Source organism: Streptomyces sp. NPDC001002, assembly GCF_053599215.1.
In genome coordinates this window covers 23399-43763 of record NZ_JBSFLV010000079.1, presented here as the reverse complement: position 1 = coordinate 43763, position 20365 = coordinate 23399, and the positions used below count along the sequence as shown (strand labels likewise).

General features: G+C 70.8%; 14 protein-coding genes and 1 pseudogene. 6 read left to right on the top strand and 9 right to left on the bottom strand.

Annotation, left to right across the window (positions count from 1 at the left end; translation table 11 throughout):
* Nucleotides 1-90: 90 nt before the first annotated feature.
* A pseudogene (locus ACWDR3_RS30400) lies at nt 91-1521 on the top strand (hypothetical protein); the annotation flags it as partial.
* Nucleotides 1522-1524: 3 nt separating this feature from the next.
* Here the strand turns inward: ACWDR3_RS30400 and ACWDR3_RS30395 are convergent.
* From ACWDR3_RS30395 to ACWDR3_RS30360, 8 genes are all read right to left on the bottom strand, one after another.
* Nucleotides 1525-3075, bottom strand: a complete 1551-nt coding sequence (locus tag ACWDR3_RS30395) for a GMC family oxidoreductase (protein ID WP_450355778.1) — start codon at nt 3073-3075, stop codon at nt 1525-1527.
* A 16-nt stretch (nt 3076-3091) separates the two neighbouring features.
* Nucleotides 3092-4663 carry an APC family permease gene (locus ACWDR3_RS30390; RefSeq protein ID WP_450355777.1) on the bottom strand — a complete coding sequence of 524 codons (1572 nt, stop codon included), beginning with the start codon at nt 4661-4663 and terminating at the stop codon, nt 3092-3094.
* A gap of 250 nt (nt 4664-4913) precedes the next feature.
* Entirely contained in the window at nt 4914-6380 is a 1467-nt protein-coding gene (locus ACWDR3_RS30385) for an aldehyde dehydrogenase family protein (RefSeq protein ID WP_450355776.1), read from the bottom strand.
* On the bottom strand, nt 6361-7524 hold the full coding sequence (locus tag ACWDR3_RS30380; protein ID WP_450355775.1) for an aromatic ring-hydroxylating oxygenase subunit alpha: 1164 nt from the start codon (nt 7522-7524) through the stop codon (nt 6361-6363). Before ACWDR3_RS30380 ends, ACWDR3_RS30385 begins: the two co-directional genes overlap by 20 nt.
* A gap of 11 nt (nt 7525-7535) precedes the next feature.
* Nucleotides 7536-8690 carry an N-methyl-L-tryptophan oxidase gene (solA, locus tag ACWDR3_RS30375; protein WP_450355774.1) on the bottom strand — a complete coding sequence of 385 codons (1155 nt, stop codon included), beginning with the start codon at nt 8688-8690 and terminating at the stop codon, nt 7536-7538.
* Between the two features lie 10 nt (nt 8691-8700).
* Nucleotides 8701-11154 (bottom strand): GcvT family protein, encoded by a 2454-nt coding sequence (locus tag ACWDR3_RS30370; RefSeq protein WP_450355773.1) that lies wholly within the window; start codon nt 11152-11154, stop codon nt 8701-8703.
* A 124-nt stretch (nt 11155-11278) separates the two neighbouring features.
* A complete protein-coding gene (locus ACWDR3_RS30365) occupies nt 11279-12364 on the bottom strand; it encodes an S-(hydroxymethyl)mycothiol dehydrogenase (RefSeq protein WP_450355772.1) in 1086 nt (361 codons plus the stop codon).
* Nucleotides 12365-12598: 234 nt separating this feature from the next.
* Complete coding sequence (locus ACWDR3_RS30360) at nt 12599-13429, bottom strand: IclR family transcriptional regulator (RefSeq protein ID WP_450355771.1); 831 nt, start codon at nt 13427-13429, stop codon at nt 12599-12601.
* A 516-nt stretch (nt 13430-13945) separates the two neighbouring features.
* Here ACWDR3_RS30360 and ACWDR3_RS30355 point away from each other — a divergent pair.
* The gene (locus ACWDR3_RS30355) at nt 13946-14269 is read left to right on the top strand and encodes a bifunctional 3-phenylpropionate/cinnamic acid dioxygenase ferredoxin subunit (RefSeq protein WP_450355770.1); all 324 of its coding nucleotides are present in this window, start codon (nt 13946-13948) and stop codon (nt 14267-14269) included.
* The gene (locus ACWDR3_RS30350; protein ID WP_450355769.1) at nt 14266-15456 is read left to right on the top strand and encodes an NAD(P)/FAD-dependent oxidoreductase; all 1191 of its coding nucleotides are present in this window, start codon (nt 14266-14268) and stop codon (nt 15454-15456) included. Before ACWDR3_RS30355 ends, ACWDR3_RS30350 begins: the two co-directional genes overlap by 4 nt.
* A gap of 150 nt (nt 15457-15606) precedes the next feature.
* On the opposite strand, the gene ACWDR3_RS30345 is transcribed toward ACWDR3_RS30350, so the two are convergent.
* The gene (locus ACWDR3_RS30345; protein WP_450355768.1) at nt 15607-16191 is read right to left on the bottom strand and encodes a hypothetical protein; all 585 of its coding nucleotides are present in this window, start codon (nt 16189-16191) and stop codon (nt 15607-15609) included.
* Between the two features lie 420 nt (nt 16192-16611).
* On the opposite strand from ACWDR3_RS30345, the gene ACWDR3_RS30340 reads away from it, so the two are divergent.
* From ACWDR3_RS30340 to ACWDR3_RS30330, 3 genes are read left to right on the top strand one after another with little or no spacing between them, the layout of a single operon-like run.
* Nucleotides 16612-19503 carry a nitrate- and nitrite sensing domain-containing protein gene (locus tag ACWDR3_RS30340; RefSeq protein WP_450355767.1) on the top strand — a complete coding sequence of 964 codons (2892 nt, stop codon included), beginning with the start codon at nt 16612-16614 and terminating at the stop codon, nt 19501-19503.
* A complete protein-coding gene (locus tag ACWDR3_RS30335) occupies nt 19500-19934 on the top strand; it encodes a roadblock/LC7 domain-containing protein (RefSeq protein WP_124002949.1) in 435 nt (144 codons plus the stop codon). Before ACWDR3_RS30340 ends, ACWDR3_RS30335 begins: the two co-directional genes overlap by 4 nt.
* 9 nt (nt 19935-19943) lie before the next feature.
* Nucleotides 19944-20339, top strand: coding sequence for a DUF742 domain-containing protein (locus tag ACWDR3_RS30330; protein ID WP_450355766.1), 396 nt, complete (start codon nt 19944-19946; stop codon nt 20337-20339).
* The last annotated feature ends 26 nt before the right edge of the window (nt 20340-20365 follow it).

Genomic DNA, 20365 nt, shown 5'->3' with positions numbered 1-20365 from the left:
GCCCGGGCGAAGGACCCGCCCTCCTCGCCGCACAGGTGTTCCATTCAAGCCACCTTGCCCCGTAGCCTCTGCTGCGATGAACGCCATTCCCGCGCCGCCGTGGCCCGGGCGGAGGAGCTGGTGCAGCTCCTGGAGACCCGGATGTCCACCGCGAGCGAGCAGCTCGGCCGGCTGCGCGGCGAGGCCGAGCGGCACGCACCCGAGGACGGCGAGACACACACCGAGCTGACCGAGGAACTCCAGCCGCGCGACGCCGAGCACGCCCAGGCGCTGCTGCGCACGGCGACCGCCGAACTCGCCACGCGCGCCGAGACGTTGACCCAGGCCCGGGAGGCGCACGCCGAGCTCCTCGACGCCCACCGGGCGGCCGAGGACGGGGCCGGCGGCTTCGAGGAGGTCGCGGCGATGCTCCGCGACCTGCTGCGCGAGCACACCTCCGACGACGAGCAGGAGGAGCCGGAGCCGTATCCCGGCACCCTGGAGGAGGCCCGGCACTCCGCCGCCGAGGCCCGCCGTTCGCTGCGCGGCTGCGCCGCAGATCTGTCGGCCGCCGAGTCCGGTGTGCGTGAGGCGAGCGACATCCTCGTCCGGCACGCCAACGCCACGCGCTACGAGCAGGTCCGCACCCCCGCGCGCCAGCAGATCCGCGAGCTGCCCGCGTCCTCGCTGCCCGAGCACGCCCAGAAGTGGGCGGACGCCTTCGCGCCCCGACTGCGGGTGCTGACCGACGAGTTGGCGCAGCTGGAGCGGAACCGCGACTCGATCGTGGACCGGCTGCGGGGGCTCGTCGAGTCCGCGCTGGCCACCCTGCGCTCCGCCCAGCGGCTGTCCCGGCTGCCCGAGGGGCTCGGCGAGTGGTCCGGGCAGGAGTTCCTGCGCATCCGCTTCGAGGAGCCCGACCAGGCCGTCCTCACCGAGCGGCTCGGCGAGGTCGTCGACGAGGCGACCCGGGCCGCAGTGAAGAAGAACTCCGATCTGCGCCGGGACGGCATGTCCCTGCTGCTGCGGGGTGTGGGCGCGGCGCTCCAGCCCAAGGGGGTCGCCGTCGAGATCCTCAAGCCGGACGCCGTCCTGCGCGCCGAGCGGGTGCCCGTCGGGCAGATGGGCGACGTCTTCTCGGGCGGCCAGCTGCTCACCGCGGCGATCGCGCTGTACTGCACGATGGCCGCGCTGCGGTCCAACGACCGGGGGCGCGACAAACACCGGCATGCCGGGACGCTGTTCCTGGACAACCCGATCGGGCGGGCCAACGCCACGTATCTGCTGGAGCTTCAGCGGGCCGTGTCGGACGCGCTCGGGGTGCAACTCCTCTACACCACCGGCCTGTTCGACACGACGGCGCTGGCGGAATTCCCGTTGGTCATCCGGCTGCGCAATGACGCGGACCTCAGGGCGGGGCTGAAGTACATCAGCGTGGAGGAACACCTCCGGCCGGGGCTCCCTGAGGAGGGCCCGGCCGGAGAAGGTGACGCGGTGCGGAGCGAGATCACGGCGACGCGGATGTACAAGCGGCCTGCCTAGCCGCTACGCGTCCTCCTTCAAGAGGTCGGCGCACTTCTCGCCGATCATCATCGTCGTGATGCACGGGTTGACCGAGATCAGGTCCGGCATCACCGAACCGTCCGCGACCCGGAGTCCCTCGACCCCCTTGACCCGCAGCCGCGCGTCGAGCGGGGCCGAGGGGTCGTCGTCCGCGCCCATCTTCACGGTGCAGGACGGGTGGTAGACGGTGTTGTGGGTCTTGTGGATGTAGTCGAGGAGCTCCTCGTCGGACTGGACGTCCGGGCCGGGGGCCAGCTCGGCGCCCGCCCAGCCGCTCAGCGCGGGCTGGGAGGCGATCTTCCGGGCCAGCTTGAGGCCGAACGTCATCACGCGCGCGTCGTGCTCGTGCGTGAAGTAGCGCGGGTCCACCTTGGGCTTGTCCCGGTAGTCGCGCGTACGGAGCCGTACCGTGCCCCGCGATTTCGCGCGCGTCACGTTCGGGGTGAGGCAGAAGGCGTTCTCCGAGGTCGGGTAGCCCCAGCGCGCGGTGTTCATGTCGAACGGCACCGACCCGTAGTGGAACATCAGGTCGGGCCGGTCCAGGCCCTCCTCGGTGTCGTAGAAGATGCCCGCCTCCCACCACTGGCTGGACGTGGTGGTCATCGGCTGTTTGGCGTCCCACATGATGACGCCCTCGGGGTGGTCCTGAAGGTTCTCGCCGACGCCCGCGGAGTCGACGACCACATCGACGCCGACCTCGCGCAGGTGCTCGGCCGGGCCGATGCCGGAGAGCATCAGCAGCTTCGGGGTGTCGATCGCGCCGCACGACACGATGACCTCGCGCCGGGCCCGTACCGTCCGATGGTGGATCAGGTCCGGGTCCAGGTACTCGGCGCCGACGCAGCGCCGCCCGTCGAGGACGAGCTTCTTGGCGCGTACGCCCGTGCGCACCTCCAGGTTGGGGCGCTTGCCCAGGATCGGGTGGAGGTAGGCCACGGAGGACGACTGGCGGGTGTTGTTCTCGTCGGAGTTGATCTGGAACCAGTTGGCGCCCCGGATCACCGTCTTGCCGGTGTTGAAGGCGGTGGTGGGGATGCCGGCCTGGGCGCACGCCTCCAGCAGGGCCGTGCCGCACGGGTCGTCACTCTTGAGCGTGCGCAGCTTCACCGGGCCGCCCCGGCCGTGGTGGTCGCCGGGGGCGTCGTTGTTCTCAAGGCGCCGGTAGAGCGGGAAGAGGTCCGCCGCGCTCCAGCCCGTACAGCCGTCCGCCGCCCAGTCGTCGAGGTCCTCGGCGGGCGCCCAGAAGGCGATGCAGGAGTTGTGCGAGGAACAGCCGCCCAGCACCTTGGCGCGCGCGTGCCGCATGAAGCTGTTCCCGCTGGACTGCTGCTCGACCGGGTAGTCCCAGTCGTAGCCGGACTCCAACAGGCCCATCCAGCGGTCGAGTTTGAGGATGTCGTCGTCCCCGACGTCGCTGGGCCCCGCCTCCAGGACGCAGACCGTGACCGACGGATCCTCGGAGAGCCGGGCCGCCACCACGTTGCCCGCGGTGCCGCCGCCGACCACGACGTAGTCGAACTCATCGGTGCTCATGAGCTGTTGACCTCCTTCAGTCGGCCGCCGGAGCGGCGAAGGGAGCGGCCACCTCTGCCTCGTTCTCCAGGCGGTGCTCCGCGAGCACGCCGGTGCGGTGCCGCTGGATGAACCAGTAGTAGGCGAAACCGCCGCCCATGATCACGCCGACGAACAGCAGCGCGCCCCACTGGAGGTACCAGTGGAAGGGGGCGGTCGCGTTGTAGACGGCGGCGCGCGGCCAGATCAGGTTGAGCGTCATGCCCGCGCCCCACAGCACGGCCACGATGTTGACGAGCAGGCCCCAACGGCCCAGCGAGAACTTGCCGTCGCCCGCCGGCTCCCACTTGCCGCGCAGCCGCGCCACGAGCATCGGCCCGGTGACCCCCAGGTAGGCGAGGTAGATCATGATGATGCCGATGCTGGTGACGACCGTGAAGATCTGCGGCTGGCGGATGTTGACCACCAGGATCGCCAGCGCCAGGATGCCGATGATCACGGCCGGCAGCACCGGCGTCTGGAAGCGCGGGCTGACCTTGGCCATCAGCGAGGACGCGGGCAGGTTGTTGTCCCGGGACATCGCGAACGCCAGCCGGATCGCCGCCGTGTGCACGGCGAGCGCGCAGACGGTGACCGCGATCAGCACGCACCACAGCATCGCCTTGCCGGCCGTGGAGCCGAGTACGTCCAGGACGATGTACTGGAGGCCGTCGGTGGACAGCTTCCCGCTCTTCAGGCTGGACACGCTCATCAGCGCGAGCAGCAGGACGAGGCCGCCCAGGACGAAGGAGGCGACGATCGCCCGGATGATCGCGCGGGGCGCGTTGCGGGACGGGTCCTTGGACTCCTCACCCAGCGAGGCGGCCGTGTCGAAGCCGTACATGACGTACGCCGAGGCCAGCGAGGCCACCAGGAACGCGCCCAGATAGCCGGCGCCGTACCCCGCACCCGTGCCGTTGGTCTGCATGACCACCTGCGGACCGCGGGTGATGTGGACGGCGAACAGGACGATCAGTACGACCGTGGCGATCAACTCGATGAACACGCCCGCCGAGTTGATCGTGGCCATCAGCTTGACGCCGAAGGCGTTCACGAGGGTCGTGAACAGGATCAACACCGCGGCCAGGATGACCGCGTTGGTCGCCACGTCGTACTTGCCGGTTCCGTCGCCGACGATCTGGAACACGCTGGAGATCTGCGGCAGCGTCAGCTGGTAGGCCAGTGCCACGGCCGAGATCGACACGATCGACGCGATGAGCATCGTCCAGCCGGCCAGCCAGCCCAGGTGCGGATTGCCTATCTTCTTCGACCAGTTGTAGACCGAGCCCGCGACGGGATAGCGGGCGGCCAACTCGGCGAAGCAGAGGGCGACCATGAACTGCCCGATGAAGACCATCGGCCAGGACCACCAGTAGGCGGGGCCGCCGCTGCCGTAGCCGAAGTAGAACAGCTGGAAGGTGCCGGTCAGGATCGAGATGTAGCTGATCCCGGCGGCGAAGGTGTGGAAGTTGCCGAGGGTGCGCTTGAGCTCGGGTTTGTAGCCGAACTCGGCGAGCTCGGTGTCGTCGTGGCCGTGTGATCCGGATGGTGGTTGCTCGGTTGTCGTCATGAGCGGACTCCTGGTGGGCCTGGGGAGGGAGGGGAGCGGCTCTGCGGGTGCCGGGATCAATGCGGAGGGTTGATCAATGCGGGGGGTTGATCGATCAAGAGTTGATCGGTCACGGATTGATCGGTGAAGGGTTGACGGGTGAGAGGTTGATCGGCGGCGGGTTGATCACTGAGGGGGTCGGTTATACGTGGGGCTCATGTGCGCGCTGTTACGCGGGAGTTAGGCGTGTGGACGCATGCCCTGCGAGGCGCTAGTCGAACCAGCCCTGCGGCTTGGGCGCCGTGTTGCGCCAGATGTGCTTCGTCTCGCGGTACTCGGCGAGTCCGGAGGGACCGAGTTCGCGTCCGAAGCCGGACTGCTTGAAGCCACCCCACTCGGCCTGCGGCACGTACGGGTGGTAGTCGTTGATCCAGACCGTCCCCAGGCGCAGCCGCGAGGCGACCCGCGCGGCCTTGCCCTCGTCGGTGGTCCACACGGCGCCCGCGAGACCGTAGATCGTCCCGTTGGCCAGCCGTACGGCCTCGTCCTCGTCGGTGAAGCGCTCCACGGTCAGCACCGGTCCGAAGGACTCCTCCTGCACCACGTGCATCCCCACGGAGCAGTCGCCCAGGACGGTGGGTGGGTAGTAGAAGCCGTCGTCGTACTCCGCGCCGGTGGGCCGCTCGCCTCCGCAGCGCAGTACCGCGCCCTCCTCCAGGCCCTTGGCCACATACGCCTCGACCTTGGCCCGGTGCGCCGCCGAGATCAGCGGCCCGGCCTGCGCGCGCTCGTCGAAGGGGCCGCCGAGCCGGATCTCCCGGGCCCGGCGCACGACCTCGTCGACGAACCGGTCGTGCAGCGAGTCCTCCACAAGGAGGCGTGCCCCTGCCGAGCAGACCTGCCCGGAGTGCAGGAAGACGGCGGTCAGGGTCATGTCCACGGCCGTGTCGAAGTCGGCGTCGGCGAAGACGACGTTGGGGTTCTTGCCGCCGAGTTCGAGGGCGACCTTCTTGACCGTCGGCGCGGCGACCGCCATCAGGTGGCGGCCGGTCTGCAGTCCGCCCGTGAACGACACCATGTCGACGTCCGGGTGGTCGCCGAGCGGGGCGCCCGCCTCGGGACCCGCGCCGAGGACCAGGTTGCCCACGCCCGCCGGCAGTCCCGCCTCCTCCAGCAGCCGCATCAGATGGATGGCCGTGTGCGGGGTCAGCTCGCTCGGCTTCAGGACGAAGGTGCACCCCGCCGCGAGGGCCGGGGCGACCTTCCAGGCCGTCTGGAGGAGCGGGTAGTTCCAGGGGGTGATGAGCGCGCAGACGCCTACGGGCTCGTACACCACCCGGCTGTCGACGCCCTCGGCGCCCGTGTCGATCACCCGGCCGGTTTCGCTCGCGACGAGTCGGCCGAAGTAGCGGAAACAGTTGACGATGTCGTCAATGTCGTACTCGCTCTCCACATACCGCTTCCCGGTGTCCAGGGACTCGGCACGCGCGAGTGCCTCCTTGTCGCGCGCCAGGAGGTCGGCCACCCGCAGGAGCAGATCGCCGCGCTCGTTCGGGGAGGTGGCAGGCCAGGGGCCCTCGTCGAAGGCGCGCCGGGCTGCGGCGATGGCCTCGACGGTGTCCTTGCCGCCGGCCTCGTCGACCACCCCGACCAGGGAACCGTCGGCCGGACAGCGGATCTCGCGCGTACGTTGATCGACCGCGCTCCGCCAGCTTCCGTCAATGAACAGGTCCGGCATGCTCGCCTCCCAGCTGCTCCAGGACCCACTCGTGGAAGATCCCGATGTGGTGCTCGTTGGGAACCAGCACACCACCGTTGCGGTACGCCCGCGACGCCATGGCCGGTTGTGTCCGTTCACATGCTTCGAAATCCTGTTCGTTCACCCTGTGGAACAGCTCCACCGACTTCGAGACATCCGCCCCCGACGCGACGACCTCGGGCGCGTACAGCCAGTCGCACTCCACGATCGTGCGGTTCTCGGCCATCGGGAACATGCGGTGCAGGATGACGTGGTCCGGTACGAGGTTGATGAAGACCGTCGGCTTCACCGTGATGGCGTAATAGCGCCGGTCCTGGTCCTCGGAGACCTGCGGCAGCTTCGCGAAGCCCTCGCTGCCGTCGACCGTGAAGCCCTTGACCTCGGCGCCGAACTCGGCGCCGTGGCCCACGTAGTACTGGGCGGCATAGCCCTCCGCGAACTCCGGGAGCACGTCCGTCAGTTCCGGGTGGATCGTGGCGCAGTGGTAGCACTCCATGAAGTTCTCGACGATCAGCTTCCAGTTCGCCTTCACGTCGTACGTGATGCGCTTGCCGAGCGCGAGGCCCTCGGTGCCGTAGTGCTCGATCGCGGCCGGGTCGCCCAGCCGCTCCACGGCCGCGTGCGTGACCGTCTCCTCGAAGGAGGGCGGCTCGTCCGCCAGGCACACCCAGGCGTAACCGAGCCACTCCCGCAGTGACACATTGATCAACCCGTACTCGACCCGATCAACATCAGGCATCTTGATCAAGTTGGGTGCGGCGATCAATTTGCCGTCGAGGTCGTACGTCCATGCGTGGTACGGGCACTGCAGGCTGCGCCGGACCTCGCCGGCCTCCTCCATGCACAGCCGGGCCCCGCGATGGCGGCAGATGTTGAGGAACGCGCGCAGCTCACCCTTGCGCGTCCGGGTGATGATCACGTTCTCGCGGCCCACCTGGACGGTCCGGAACGCGCCGGGCTTGTCCAGGTCGGCGCTGCGGACGGCACAGAACCACATCGACTCGAACAGGTGCTCCTGCTCCTGCCGGAAGATCTCCGGGTCGGTGTAGTAGTGCCCGGGGAGGGTGGAGATCAGGCTGGGGGTGTCGGGGAGGGGGACGGGGGACATCGGAATCGTCGTCACGTGCGTGCTCCTCAGGCGGGCGCGGCGGCGAGGCGGGCGGGGTCGAACAGGCCGATGGGGTGCTCGGTGGCGCCGGTCAGGGCCAGATCGGCGAGGATCTCGCCGACGACGGGCACGAACTTGAAGCCGTGCCCCGAGAAACCGCAGGCCACGGTCACCGAATCCGGGTGCGCGGGGTGCCGGGCGATCACGAAGTGCTCGTCCGGGGTGTTGGAGTACATGCAGGTCGCGGCCTTCAGGAAGGTGCCGGGCAGATCCGGGATGCAGCCGGACATGTGGTCCGCCATGGCCTGGATCTCCTCCTCGTGCACGGTCCGGTCGATGGTCTCCGGGGTGGTGACCTCGCCCTTGCGGAAGAAGGCGACCTTGGCGCCGAGCGCGGGGCCGTCGATGGACGGGAAGCCGTAGACCTGGACGCCGGCCGCGTCCTCCCAGATGTAGATCGGGTGCCGTTCGGGGACGAAGGGATCGACCCCGCCCTTCGGCTGGAACCAGTACATGACCTGCCGCTCGATGGTGAACGGCACCCCGAGGTCGGTCAGCAGCTGCGGCGCCCAGGCGCCCGGGCAGATCACCAACTGACCTGCCGTGTAGGTGTTCTCGGAGGTGTGCACGCGGACGCCGTCCTTGTACGGCTCCCAGCGCGTCATCGGCTCCTCGAAGTGCAGGTCGGCGCCCTGCCGGGTGGCCAGTTGGAGGTGCGCGGCGACCGTGTTCTCGGGCCGCAGTAGCCCCGCCTTCTTCTCGTACAGGGCGACCTCGTCGTCCTTCGGTGCGAGCGTCGGGAAGCGGCGGCGGATCTCCTTGGCGTCGAGCATCTCGTGGGGCAGGTCCCACTGTTGGGCCGACAGCAGCGACCCGGAGACGGTCCGTGAGTCGGGGCGGCCGACCATCACCCCGCCGGGCAGGATGGCGACCTCGCGGCCGGTGGCCCGGTGCAGGTCCTCGTACAGCTCGTAGGCGCGCAGCAGCAGCGGTACGTACGCCGGGTCCTCGAAGTAGGACTGCCGGGTGATCCGCGAACCGCCGTGGCTGGAGCCGCGGTTGTGGACCGGGCCGAACTTCTCCAGGCCCAGGACACGGGCTCCGCGCGCGGAGAGGTGGTGGGCGGCGGCGCTGCCCATGCCGCCGAGACCGATGACGATCACGTCGTAAGTCGGGGACACAGCCTGCCTCCTAGCGGCGGATGCGGGTCATCTTGGGGTCGAACAACGGCTCTTCGGCGACCGTCGCCGGGACCTTCTCGCCGAAGTACTCGATATGCACGGCGGCTCCCGTGGGGAGCACGGGCAGCCACGCGTACGCGATGCAACGGCCCAGCGTGTAGCCGTACGAGGCGCTGGTGACGTAACCGGCGGGGGTGCCGTCGACGAAGACGGGCTCCTTGCCGAGGACCACGGCGGCGGGGTCGTCCAGGAGGAGCGGGGTCAGCTTGCGGGTGACCGGCGTGTCCGAGAGGGCCTCGCGGCCGACGAACACCTTGTCCATACGCACCGCGAAGCCGACGCCCGCCTCGAACGGGCTGTGCTCGTCGGTCATGTCGGTGCCCCAGGAGCGGTAACCCTTCTCCAGACGCAGGGAGTTGAAGGCGGAGCGCCCGGCCGCGATCACGCCGTGCTCCTGGCCGGCCGCCCAGAGCGTGTCCCACAGGCGCAGGCCCAGGTCGGCGGTGGTGTACAGCTCCCAGCCCAGCTCACCGACGTACGACAGGCGCATGGCGGTGACCGGGACGTGCCCGATGTACGTCTCCTTCGCGCGGAAGTAGCCGAAGGCCTCGTGGGAGAAGTCGTCGCGGGTCAGCGGCTGGACGAGGTCGCGGGCGAGGGGGCCCCAGACGCCGATGCAGCAGGTGCCGGAGGTGATGTCCCTGATGTGCACGCCCTCGGGGGCGTGCCGGGTCAACCAGTCGAGGTCCGCGGGGGAGTTGGCGCCGACCTGGAAGCGGTCCGGGGCGAGGCGGGCGACGGTGAGGTCGGAGCGGACGCCGCCGGTCTCGTCGAGCAGGAGGGTGTAGGTGACCGCGCCGGGCTTCTTGCGCAGGTTGTTGGTGGTCATGCGGTCGAGGAAGTCGAGGGCGCCGGGGCCGGTGACCTCCAGGCGGCGCAGCGGGGTCATGTCGTACAGGGCGACCTTCTCGCGGGTCGCACGGGCCTCGGCGGCGGCGACGGGGGACCAGTAGCGGGCCGACCAGGCGTCGCGTTCGGGGAGTGCGTCGAGGCCGTCCACGAGCGGGGCGTTGGCCTCGTACCAGTGCGGCCGCTCCCAGCCGCCGCCCTCCAGGAAGAACGCGCCGAGCTGTTCCTGGCGGGCGTGGAAGGGGCTGACGCGGAGCGGGCGCGGGCTCTCCATCGGCTGGAGGGGGTGGAGGACGTCGTACACCTCGACGAACTGCTGTGAACCGCGTTCACGGACGTACGACGGTGAACGCTGTGCTTCCTCGAACCGCGTGAGGTCGCACTCGTGCAGGTCGAGCGAGGGCCGGCCGTCGACCATCCACTCGGCGACGGCCCGCGCGACCCCCGCGGAGTGGGTGACCCAGACCGCCTCGGCCAGCCAGAAGCCGCGCAGCGCCCGCGACTCGCCGAGGACCGGCATGCCGTCCGGGGTGAAGGAGAAGACGCCGTTGAAGCCCTCCTCGATCTCGGCGTCCCGCAGCGCCGGGACCAGCCACCGGCAGTCCTCCCAACTCGGCGCCCAGTCCTCCGCGGTGAACGGGAACGAGGACGGCATGTCCAAGTCCCGGGCGCGTGCTTCGTCGTACGGCAGGATCGCGAACGGGTCGACGGGCAGCGGCTTGTGGGCATAGGAGCCGATGCCGATGCGGTCGGCGTGCTCGCGGAAGTAGAGGTCGCGGTCCTGGAAGCGGAGGATGGGCCGCGTGGCCTCGGCGGTGGCTCCGGCCAGTTCGGGGAGCGGCTTCGTCTTCGCGTACTGGTGGGCGAGTGGTTGGAGCGGTACATCGATGCCGGCCATGCGTCCGATCACCGGGCCCCAGAAGCCGGCCGCGGAGACGACGTGGTCGGCGGGGAAGGTGCCCTGGTCGGTGATGACGCCGGTGACGCGGCCGTTCTCCTTCTCGATGCCGGTGACGGTGTGGCGGTCGAGGAAGCGGGCGCCCCGCGCGGTGGCCCGTTCCATCTGGGCGTGAGACGCGAGCAACGCGCGGGCCAGGCCGTCGTCGGGGGTGTGGAAGCCGCCGAGGACGACCGACTCGTCGACCAGGGGCCACAGTTCCTTGCAGCGGGCGGTGCTCACGACCTCGCCGCGGATGCCCCAGGCCGCCGCGTAGCCGGCTCGGCGGTGCAGGTCGGCGAGGCGTTCCGGGGTGGTGGCCAGCTCAAGGCCGCCGACCTGGTTGAAGCAGGGGACGCCGTCGACTTCGAGCGAACCGAACTTCTCCACCGTGTACTTGGCGAACTCGGCGAGGGTCTTGGAGGGGCTGGTCTGGAAGACGAGTCCGGGCGCGTGCGAGGTGGAGCCGCCGGGGGCGGGCAGGGGGCCCTGTTCGAGGACGGTGACGTCGGTCCAGCCGCGGGCGGTCAGTTCGTCGGCGAGCGAGCAGCCGACGATGCCGGCGCCGATGACGACGACACGGGGACCGTGCGGGCGGGTTTCGGGCGTGCTGGACATGCCCCTCCTTGCCGGGGTGGGGGTGAACGCGCTGGGGGAGTAGGGGTGTTCAGGGGGACGGGGGTGCGGACGGTGGCGGTGTGGCTTCAGGGGACGGGCGCGGGGGCGACGGGCCGGGCGGCGCTCACAGGACGACCACCGAGCGCAGCACCTCGCCCCGCTGCATCTTGGCGAACGCCTCCTCGACATGGTCGAGGGCGATCGTCTCCGACACGAAGGCGTTGAGGTCGAGGAGTCCGTACAGGTACTGGTCGATGAGGTAGGGGAAGTCGCGGCTCGGCAGACAGTCGCCGTACCAGGACGACTTGATGGCGCCGCCGCGCGAGAAGACGTCGATCAGCGGGAGTTCGACCTTCATCTCGGGGGAGGGGACGCCGACCTGGACCAACAGGCCGGCGTGGTCGCGCATGTAGAAGGCCTGCGTGAAGGTCTCGGGGCGGCCCACCGCGTCGATCGCGATGTCGACGCCGTGTCCGTCGGTGAGGGCGCGGACGGCCTCGATCGGGTCCGTGCCACGGGAGTTGACGGTGTGGGTGGCGCCGAACTTCTCCGCCTGGTCGAGTTTCTTGTCGTCGATGTCGACGGCGATGACCTTCATCGCGCCGTTGAGACAGGCGCCCGCGATGGCCGCGTTGCCGACGCCGCCGCAGCCGATGACGGCGACCGAGTCACCGCGCCCGACATTGCCGGTGTTCACCGCGGCGCCGTAGCCGGCCATCACACCGCAGCCGATGAGACCCGCGGCCTCGGGGCGGGCCGCCGGGTCGATCTTCACCGCCTGCCCGGCCGCGACCAGCGTCTTCTCGGCGAAGGCGCCGATACCGAGGGCGTTGCTGAGCGGGGTGCCGTCGAGCAGGGTCATCGGCTGGGTGGCGTTGCGTGAGTCGAAGCAGTACCAGGGGCGGCCGCGGCGACAGGAGCGACAGCTGCCGCAGGGGGCGCGCCAGGCGAGGACCACGTAGTCGCCGGGTTTCAGGTCGGTGACGCCCGCGCCGACCGCCTCGATCGTGCCGGCCGCCTCGTGGCCGAGCAGGAAGGGGAAGTCGTCGTTGATCGCGCCCTCCCGGTAGTGCAGGTCCGTGTGGCAGACACCGCAGGCCTGGACGGAGACGAGGACCTCTCCGGGACCGGGATCGGGGACGACGATCGTCTGCACCTCGACGGGTGCGCCCTTCTTGACAGCGACTACGGCACGGACCTCGTGTGGCACGACCAAGCTCCTCTGCTGTTGCGCAGTGCACGATGGGTTGCGCGATGAGGAACATATTGAGAACGCCGTCATGGGGCCGTCAAGAGGTGGGCGTTAACCCTTGGCAAAAGGAACGGGGCGGCCGAAATCTGCCGGATACACAGCGGCGCGGGACCAGGTGATTCCGGTCCCGCGCCGCTGACGCCCCTCCCGGGTGTCGGTCCCGGGGGTGCGGTGTGTCTGTTCCGGGGTCGGTCAGAAGCCGTACCCCATCCGGCGGGACAGGTCGGCCCCCGCCGCCACCGTGCGCTTGGCCACCTCGGGCAGCCGGTCGCCGTTCAGCCGGTACACCGGGCCCGAGACGCTGAGCGCGGCGATGACCTTGCCGTCGTGCGCGCGGACCGGGACGGCCACCGCGGTGAGCCCCAGCTCCAGCTCCTCGATCGTGATCCCGTACCCCTGCTCGACCACCGCCTCCAACTCGCCGCGCAGGGCGGACGATCCGGTGATGGTGCGCTCGGTGAAGCGCGGCAGGGAGCGGGCGAGCAGGCCCTCGCGCAGGGTGGGCGACATGTGCGCGAGCAGCACCTTGCCGCTGGAGGTCGCGTGCAGCGGGGTTCGCCGGCCGAGCCAGTTCTGCGCGGTCACGGACGCGGTGCCGCGGGCCTGCATGATGTTGACGGCCGCGTCGTCGTCGAGGACCGCGATGTTCACGGTCTCGCCCAGCTCGTCGGCGAGTTCCCGGCACACCGGGACGCCCTCCTGCGAGATGTCCAGGCGTACTGCCGCCGCCCCCGCCAGGCGTAGTACACCGGCCCCCAGGTAGTACTTGCCGCGGTCCTTCGCCTGGGCCACCAGGCCGCGGTTCTCCAGGACGCCGAGCAGTCGGAAGGCGGTGGACTTGTGCACGTCCAGCTCGTCGGCGATCTCGGTGACGCCGGCCTCTCCGTGCCGGGCGAGGATCTCCAGCACGCTCACGGCACGGTCCACCGACTGGACGGCGCTGGCCGAGCCTCTGCCGCCCTGCTTCTCCGAGCTTCCCAAGGGCTCCTCGCCACGGTCAGGCTGCTTCTGCGTACGGGTCATGGGTCAACTCTCACCACCTGACGGCCATCTTTGGGCCGCATCTTCGGGAAACCCTTGACGCGACGGTTGTCCCGACCGGATTCTGTTGCGCATGGCGCGGGTTCGTGCGCTATACGAAACTTCATGTTACCGAAGCGTCCGATCTCCGGAAGGGGGCCGGACCGCCCGGACCTGTGAAGGTCCGGCACATCTCGGCCGCCGGACCGAAGACGCCCCGGCACCCGCCGAACCGCCGTGCCGCATCCGGCCCGGCGCCAGCTCCACCGCCGGACCAAGCCCATTCCGGCACCTGAACCACCGCCGGACCAAACCCTTTCCGGCTCCGCACCACCGCCGGACCGAGCGTGACCCGGCGCCCGCATCACCACCGGGACCAAGCCCTTTCCGGTACCAGCACCACCGCCCGGACCGACGAAGGTCCGCGCTCGCGCACCGCACCGCACCGCACTCCTGTTCCGCATCCCGCCAGGACCACACAGGTCCCGGACCGAGTGTCCCGGACCGAGAGGGGGGCCCGTGATTCCCGTCTGCCGCCTCGAAGACCTCCCCCAGGGCGAGTCCGTCCGCGTCGAGACGACCCCGCCCGTCGCCGTGTTCCACACGGACGAGGGCGAGTTGTACTCCATCGACGACACCTGCACCCACCAGGACGCGTCCCTCTCCGAGGGCTGGCTGGAGGGGTGTCTGGTCGAATGCCCGCTGCACGCCGCTTCATTCGATCTCCGTACCGGCGAGCCGACCTGCCTCCCGGCCCGGCGCGCGGTCCGCACCCACCGCGTCACCGTGGACGACGGTGTCGTCCACGTCCATCTCGCCGCGCAGGAGGGCACCGCCGCATGAGGACCGTGACCGTCGTCGGCGCCTCCCTCTCCGGTCTGTACGCCGCCCGGGAACTGCGTGCCCAGGGCTTCGACGGCCGCCTGGTGATCGTCGGCGACGAACCCCACCGCCCCTATGACCGTCCCCCGCTCTCCAAGGACTTCCTCACCGGACGGGCCGACGAGGACCAACTCGCCCTCACCGACGACGAGGAGACCGGCGAACTCAATGCCGAGTGGCTCCTTGGCACCCGCGCCCGCGGACTCGACGCCCGCGGACGTACCGTCCTTCTCGACGGCGGCCGTACGGTCTCCACCGACGGCGTCGTCATCGCCACCGGCGCCCGCGCCCGCCGCCTCCCGGGCGACGAGCTGGCCGGCGTCCACACCCTGCGCACCCTCGACGACGCCCGCGCCCTGCGCGCGGAACTCACCCAGGGGCAGCGCCAAGTCGTCGTCATCGGCGGTGGGTTCATCGGCGCCGAGACCGCGTCCTCCTGCGCCGCCCTCGGTCACGCCGTCACCGTCGTCGAGGCCGCCCCGCTGCCGCTCGTGCCCCAACTCGGCGCCGAGATGGCCGCCGTGTGCGCCGCCCTGCACCGGCGCGGCGGGGCGGACCTGGTCACCGGGACCGGCGTGGCCGCACTGCACGGCACGGTGACCGTCACCGCCGTGGAACTGTCCGACGGCCGCGTCCTCCCCGCCGACGTGGTGATCGTCGGCATCGGCGCCACCCCCAACACCGGCTGGCTGGCGGGCTCGACGCTCGCCCTGCACGACGGGGTCCTGTGCGACGACGGCTGCGTCACCTCGCTCCCGCAGGTCGTCGCCGTCGGTGACGTGGCCCGCGTCGGCGGAGCCCGCGCCGAGCACTGGACCTCGGCGACCGAGCAGCCCCGGGTCGCCGTGGCCAACCTGCTCGCCGGGCACACCGCACGGACCGCGCGCTCACTGCCGTACTTCTGGTCGGACCAGTACGGCGCCCGCATCCAGTTCGCCGGCCGGCGTCAGGACGGGGACACCGTCCGGATCGCCGAGGGCGAACTCACCGACGGGACACCGGCCGAGGGCGGCTTCCTCGCCCTCTACGAACGGGACGGCCGTACGACCGCCGTGCTGTCCATGGACCGGCCGCGCCCCTTCATGCGGGCCCGGCGCGAACTCATGCGCGGGGAGAGCGAGACTCAGCAGGAGCCTGCGGCGCTTTGAGGGGGCGTGTCTTGAGGGTTGAGGGGGCGTGCCTTGAGGGCATGCCCCTTCGGGCCCGGCGGACTCTCGCCCTCCGGGCCCGAGGACACCCGCCCCGGCCACCGGAGGGCACGCACTCTCAAGACCTCAAGACCTCAAGACCTCAAGACCTCAAGAGTGCGACAGCTGCCCCGCGTTGCCGCCGCGCCTGCGTATCCGGGCCTGGGCCCGCTCGGCGGACCGCTCCTGGCGGCGGGCCCGGCGGCGCTCGCGGCGCAGGGTGCGGGCGGTGCTGCTGGGAATCGACACCACGCCGTTGCGCTGGTTCCACACCTGGCGGGTCACCCAGATGTCGAGCGCGCCCCAGGTGGCCACCACCGTGCTGACGACGGCGCTGATGACCATCGGGAAGGCCAGCCAGGAGCCGGCCATGGTGCAGAAGAACGCCACCATCGCCAGGACCATGGTCACGGCGATGATGATCACCGCCCGCACCGCCGATGTGCGGACCGGATCGGGCATCCGGCGTCGCCGGGCCGGCTCCTCGATCCACAATGGCTGGTAGGCAGACTGCACCGGTTCCGCGACCCGGTCCGCCCCCACGACGTACTGCGTGCTCTGTTCCGTGTCCTGTCCGATCGGCGCCTCGCGCGCGCCGGTCGGGATGCCGTGATCGGACGCCTCCGGGCCCCGCTGCGCCTTCAGGCGCGTCCCCAGGTCGTCCCCGGACGTCTCGCGCCGTTCCGCCGTGCCCATCACCGTGTCACTCCCCACTGCCGGCAACCCCTCGCACCGTGTCAGATGGCACGGCTCCCCTCTGGGTTGCCCGGCTTGCGCTGTTTTACGCTGCCGGGGTGCAGGATGCGGCTCCTGGAGCCGATTCCGCCCCCCATTTCTCACAGACAAGGACGAACGGCACGTCCTGAAGATTCCCAACGAGCGAAAAAATCCGGCCAACTGTTCGCGTGAACACGGTGAAAGACTTCCGACGGTCATCGAGCCGTGGCGGGCCGCAACATCCGCCCATCACCGGACAACTCCCCATGTGTCTTCGCCCACACGGCAGTTCAGCTTCCGGACCGGTCTTCGAGATACGCGTGTGACGGTAGTAGGCTCGCGCCGTTTGTTGACGTACATATGTGCCCCCGGCCGGCGGGGGTCGAGCTGGGGGAGGCCATGCGCTTTCGCGGGAAGTCCATCCGCCGGAAGATCGTGGCGCTGCTTCTCGTGCCGCTGGTGTCGCTGACAGCGATCTGGGCCTTCGCCACGGTCCTCACCGGACGCGAGGCGGAACAGCTGTTCAACGTCTCGGACGTGACCGAGAAGATCGGCTACCCGATCGAGGACACCGTCCGCGTGCTGCAGCAGGAGCGCCGACAGAGTCTCGTCTACCTCGCGGACCCGCGGGCCTCCGACGGACTCGGCAACCTCAGGCGCAGCCGCACCGCCACCGACCAGGCCGTCGCGAAGATCCGCAAGAACGCGGGGAACCCGGACGTCCGCGACGCGATGGGCCAGGGCACCGGCGACAACCTGAGCGCGGTGCTCGACGCCTTCGACGGCATCGACTCCCTGCGCCGCAGCGTCGAGGACGGCACCGTCGACCGGGCGCAGGCCCTCGACCTCTACAACCGCCTGGTCGACCCCTGTTACGTCCTGCTCACCAACCTCCACGTCGTCGACAACGTGGAGATGGACAAGCAGTACCGCGCGCTGGCCAACCTCGCCCGCGCCCGCGAACTGCTCTCCCGCGAGGACGCCCTGCTCGGCTCCGCCCTCGTGGTGGGCAAGCCGTCGAGCACCGAACTGCGGGAGGTCTCCGACCTCGTGGCCCAGCGCGACCTGCTGTACGAGGTCAACCTGCCGCTGCTGCCCACCAGCGAACGCGCGCGCTACGAGCGGTTCTGGAAGAACGCCGAGACGGCTCCGCTGCGTACCGCCGAGCAGTCCGCCGTCAAGGGCGGGTCCGGGGCGCCCCGCGAGGTCACCGCGCAGAGCTGGGACACCGCCGCGGGCACGGTCCTGGACGAGCTCGGCACCCTCAACGACCGGGCCGACGACCGCTATCAGGACCGCGTCCGGCCGGTCGCCGTCGGCGTCATCGCCAAGGTCGCCATCGGCGGCGTACTCGGCCTGGTGGCCCTGCTGGTCTCGCTCTTCCTGTCCGTGCGCGTCGGCCGCGGCCTCATCCGCGACCTGCGGCAGCTGCGCCTGGAGGCCCACGAGGCGTCCGGCGTCCGGCTGCCCAGCGTGATGCGCCGGCTGTCCACGGGCGAGCAGGTCGACGTCGAGACCGAGGTCCCGCGCCTGGAGTACGACCGCAACGAGATCGGCGACGTCGGCCACGCCCTCAACACCCTGCAGCGCGCCGCCGTCGAGGCCGCCGTCAAGCAGGCCGAACTGCGCGCCGGGGTCTCCGAGGTCTTCGTCAACCTCGCCCGCCGCAGCCAGGTCCTGCTGCACAAGCAGCTCACCCTGCTCGACACGATGGAACGCCGGACCGAGGACACCGACGAACTCGCCGACCTGTTCCGCCTGGACCACCTCACGACCCGTATGCGCCGGCACGCCGAGGGCCTCGTGATCCTCTCCGGCGCGGCCCCCTCCCGGCAGTGGCGCAAACCCGTCCAGCTCATGGACGTCGTACGGGCCGCCGTCGCCGAGGTCGAGGACTACGAGCGCATCGAGGTACGCCGGCTGCCCCGGGTCGCCGTCACCGGCCCGGCCGTCGCCGACGTCACCCACCTCGTCGCCGAACTCCTGGAGAACGCCACGGTGTTCTCCCCGCCGCACACCGCCGTTCAGGTGCTCGGCGAGCGCGTCGCCAACGGATTCACCCTGGAGATCCACGACCGCGGCCTCGGCATGGCCGCCGACGCCCTCCTGGACGCAAACCTGCGGCTCGCCGAGACCCCCGAGTTCGAACTCTCCGACACCGACCGGCTCGGCCTCTTCGTGGTCAGCCGGCTCGCCCAGCGCCAGAACGTCCGGGTCTCCCTGCAGCCGTCCCCGTACGGCGGCACGACCGCGGTCGTCTTCATCCCCGACGCGCTGCTGACCGAGGACATCCCGGACACCAACGGCATCGGCTTCCGCCTCGACCGGCCCCATCCCACGAAGGAGGCGGCGCTGGAGGACGGGCGCCGCACCGCCCTCTCCGGGTCGCGACCCGGGCTGCCGGCCGCGCTCCTGGACGGTCCGGTCGAGCTGGAGGCGCCCGTCGACCTGGACGCCATCGAGGACTTCCCGGACCCGCTCGACGACGAGGCGGGCGAGCGCGGCGGGCTGTTCCGGCCGCGCCGCTCCATCACCCTCGCCGAGGACGGCCGGCCCCAGGAGGGCTCCGAGTCCCGTGAGCCGGGCGACGGCGACACGGACGACGACGGCAACCCCCTGATCCCGCTGCCCCGCCGCGGCACGCCCAAGCTGGTCAGCTCGCACGGCCGCCCGGTCGGCGGACTTCGGTCCCGCCGCGACGACGTGGACGACGCCCTCTCGGCGGACCCGGGACGACGCGAGACGGACGGCGCGCTGCCCGCCCGCCGCCGGGGCGACGAGCCCGCGACGGGCCGGGGAGCCTGGCCGGCCACCGAGCAGGGCGCGCCACCTCTGCCGACCCGCCGCCGCGGCGCCTCGCCGCTGCGCCCCGGCGGCCCCGAGTCCCCGGCGGCATCGGGACACGACGGCCCCGGAGATACCCCCGAGGCCCCCGCCCTGCCCCTGCGCGCCCGCCCGCCCGCCATCGGCGCCGGGAGCGAGAGCGACCAGCAGGCGACAGGCGCCGGTCCGGGTCAGGGCACCCGCGCCGGTTCCGGACCGGACACCACCGCCGGCACGGGCGCACTGCCCCGGCGGGTACGACAGGCCAACCTGGCCCCGCAGTTGAAGCAGAGCCCCGTCCGGCGCACCGCGGACAGACCCGAGCCCGTGGAGCGCGACGCCGACGAGGTACGCAGCCGGATGGCCTCGCTGCAACGAGGCTGGCAGCGCGGGCGCGAGGAGAATGCCGCGGACGACGACGCCCACAGCGGCACTGCACCACAAGGAACGAAGGGGGACGGTCGATGACCGCACCGAAGGCGACCGGCCACTCCACGAACAAGTCCGGCGAGCTCAACTGGCTCCTGGACGACCTCGTGGACCGCGTCGCGAGCATCAGCAAGGCTCTCGTCCTGTCCAGCGACGGCCTGCCCACCGGCGTGTCCCAGGACCTGACCCGGGAGGACAGCGAGCACCTCGCCGCCGTCGCCTCCGGCTTCCACAGCCTCGCCAAGGGCGTGGGCCGGCACTTCGAGGCCGGGAGCGTCCGGCAGACGGTCGTCGAACTCGACGAGGCCTTCCTGTTCGTGACAGCCGCCGGCGACGGCAGCTGCCTCGCGGTCCTCGCGGACGCGGACTCGGACGTGGGCCAGGTCGCGTACGAGATGACACTCCTCGTGAAGCGGGTCGGTGTACATCTGGGCGCCGCTCCGCGCACCGATCTGCCCGCGGGCGGGTAGTGAGATGTCATGAGCTCTGACGGTCAGGGAAGAAGCCACTGGTTCGACGACGACGCCGGGCCGGTCGTCCGCCCGTACGCGATGACGCGCGGCCGGACCAGCAGTCCGGGCCAGCATCGCCTCGACCTGATCGCGGTGGTGCTGACCGAAGCGCAGGCCGACGACCCGGAGGGTGACTCGACGCTGTCCCCGGAGCACGTGGACATCGTCGACCTGTGCCGGGACACACCGCAGTCGGTCGCGGAACTCGCGGCCGAACTCGACCTGCCCATCGGTGTCGTACGGGTGCTCATCGGCGACCTCGTGAACGGCGAGTTCGTCCATGTGACCCGGCCGGTGCCCCCTGCCGAGCTCCCGGACGAGAGCATCCTGCGCGACGTGATCAGCGGCCTCCGGGCGCTCTGACCGAGCCCTCGCGGAGCCCAACGGCT

Bases quoted from the DNA above. Each gene is read 5' to 3' on its own strand.
- ACWDR3_RS30395 (WP_450355778.1), bottom strand. From the start codon at position 3,075: ATGAGCACCGATGAGTTCGACTACGTCGTGGTCGGCGGCGGCACCGCG.
- ACWDR3_RS30390 (WP_450355777.1), bottom strand. From the start codon at position 4,663: ATGACGACAACCGAGCAACCACCATCCGGATCACACGGCCACGACGAC.
- ACWDR3_RS30385 (WP_450355776.1), bottom strand. From the start codon at position 6,380: ATGCCGGACCTGTTCATTGACGGAAGCTGGCGGAGCGCGGTCGATCAA.
- ACWDR3_RS30370 (WP_450355773.1), bottom strand. From the start codon at position 11,154: ATGTCCAGCACGCCCGAAACCCGCCCGCACGGTCCCCGTGTCGTCGTC.
- ACWDR3_RS30360 (WP_450355771.1), bottom strand. From the start codon at position 13,429: ATGACCCGTACGCAGAAGCAGCCTGACCGTGGCGAGGAGCCCTTGGGA.
- ACWDR3_RS30350 (WP_450355769.1), top strand. From the start codon at position 14,266: ATGAGGACCGTGACCGTCGTCGGCGCCTCCCTCTCCGGTCTGTACGCC.
- ACWDR3_RS30345 (WP_450355768.1), bottom strand. From the start codon at position 16,191: ATGGGCACGGCGGAACGGCGCGAGACGTCCGGGGACGACCTGGGGACG.
- ACWDR3_RS30340 (WP_450355767.1), top strand. From the start codon at position 16,612: ATGCGCTTTCGCGGGAAGTCCATCCGCCGGAAGATCGTGGCGCTGCTT.
- ACWDR3_RS30335 (WP_124002949.1), top strand. From the start codon at position 19,500: ATGACCGCACCGAAGGCGACCGGCCACTCCACGAACAAGTCCGGCGAG.
- ACWDR3_RS30330 (WP_450355766.1), top strand. From the start codon at position 19,944: ATGAGCTCTGACGGTCAGGGAAGAAGCCACTGGTTCGACGACGACGCC.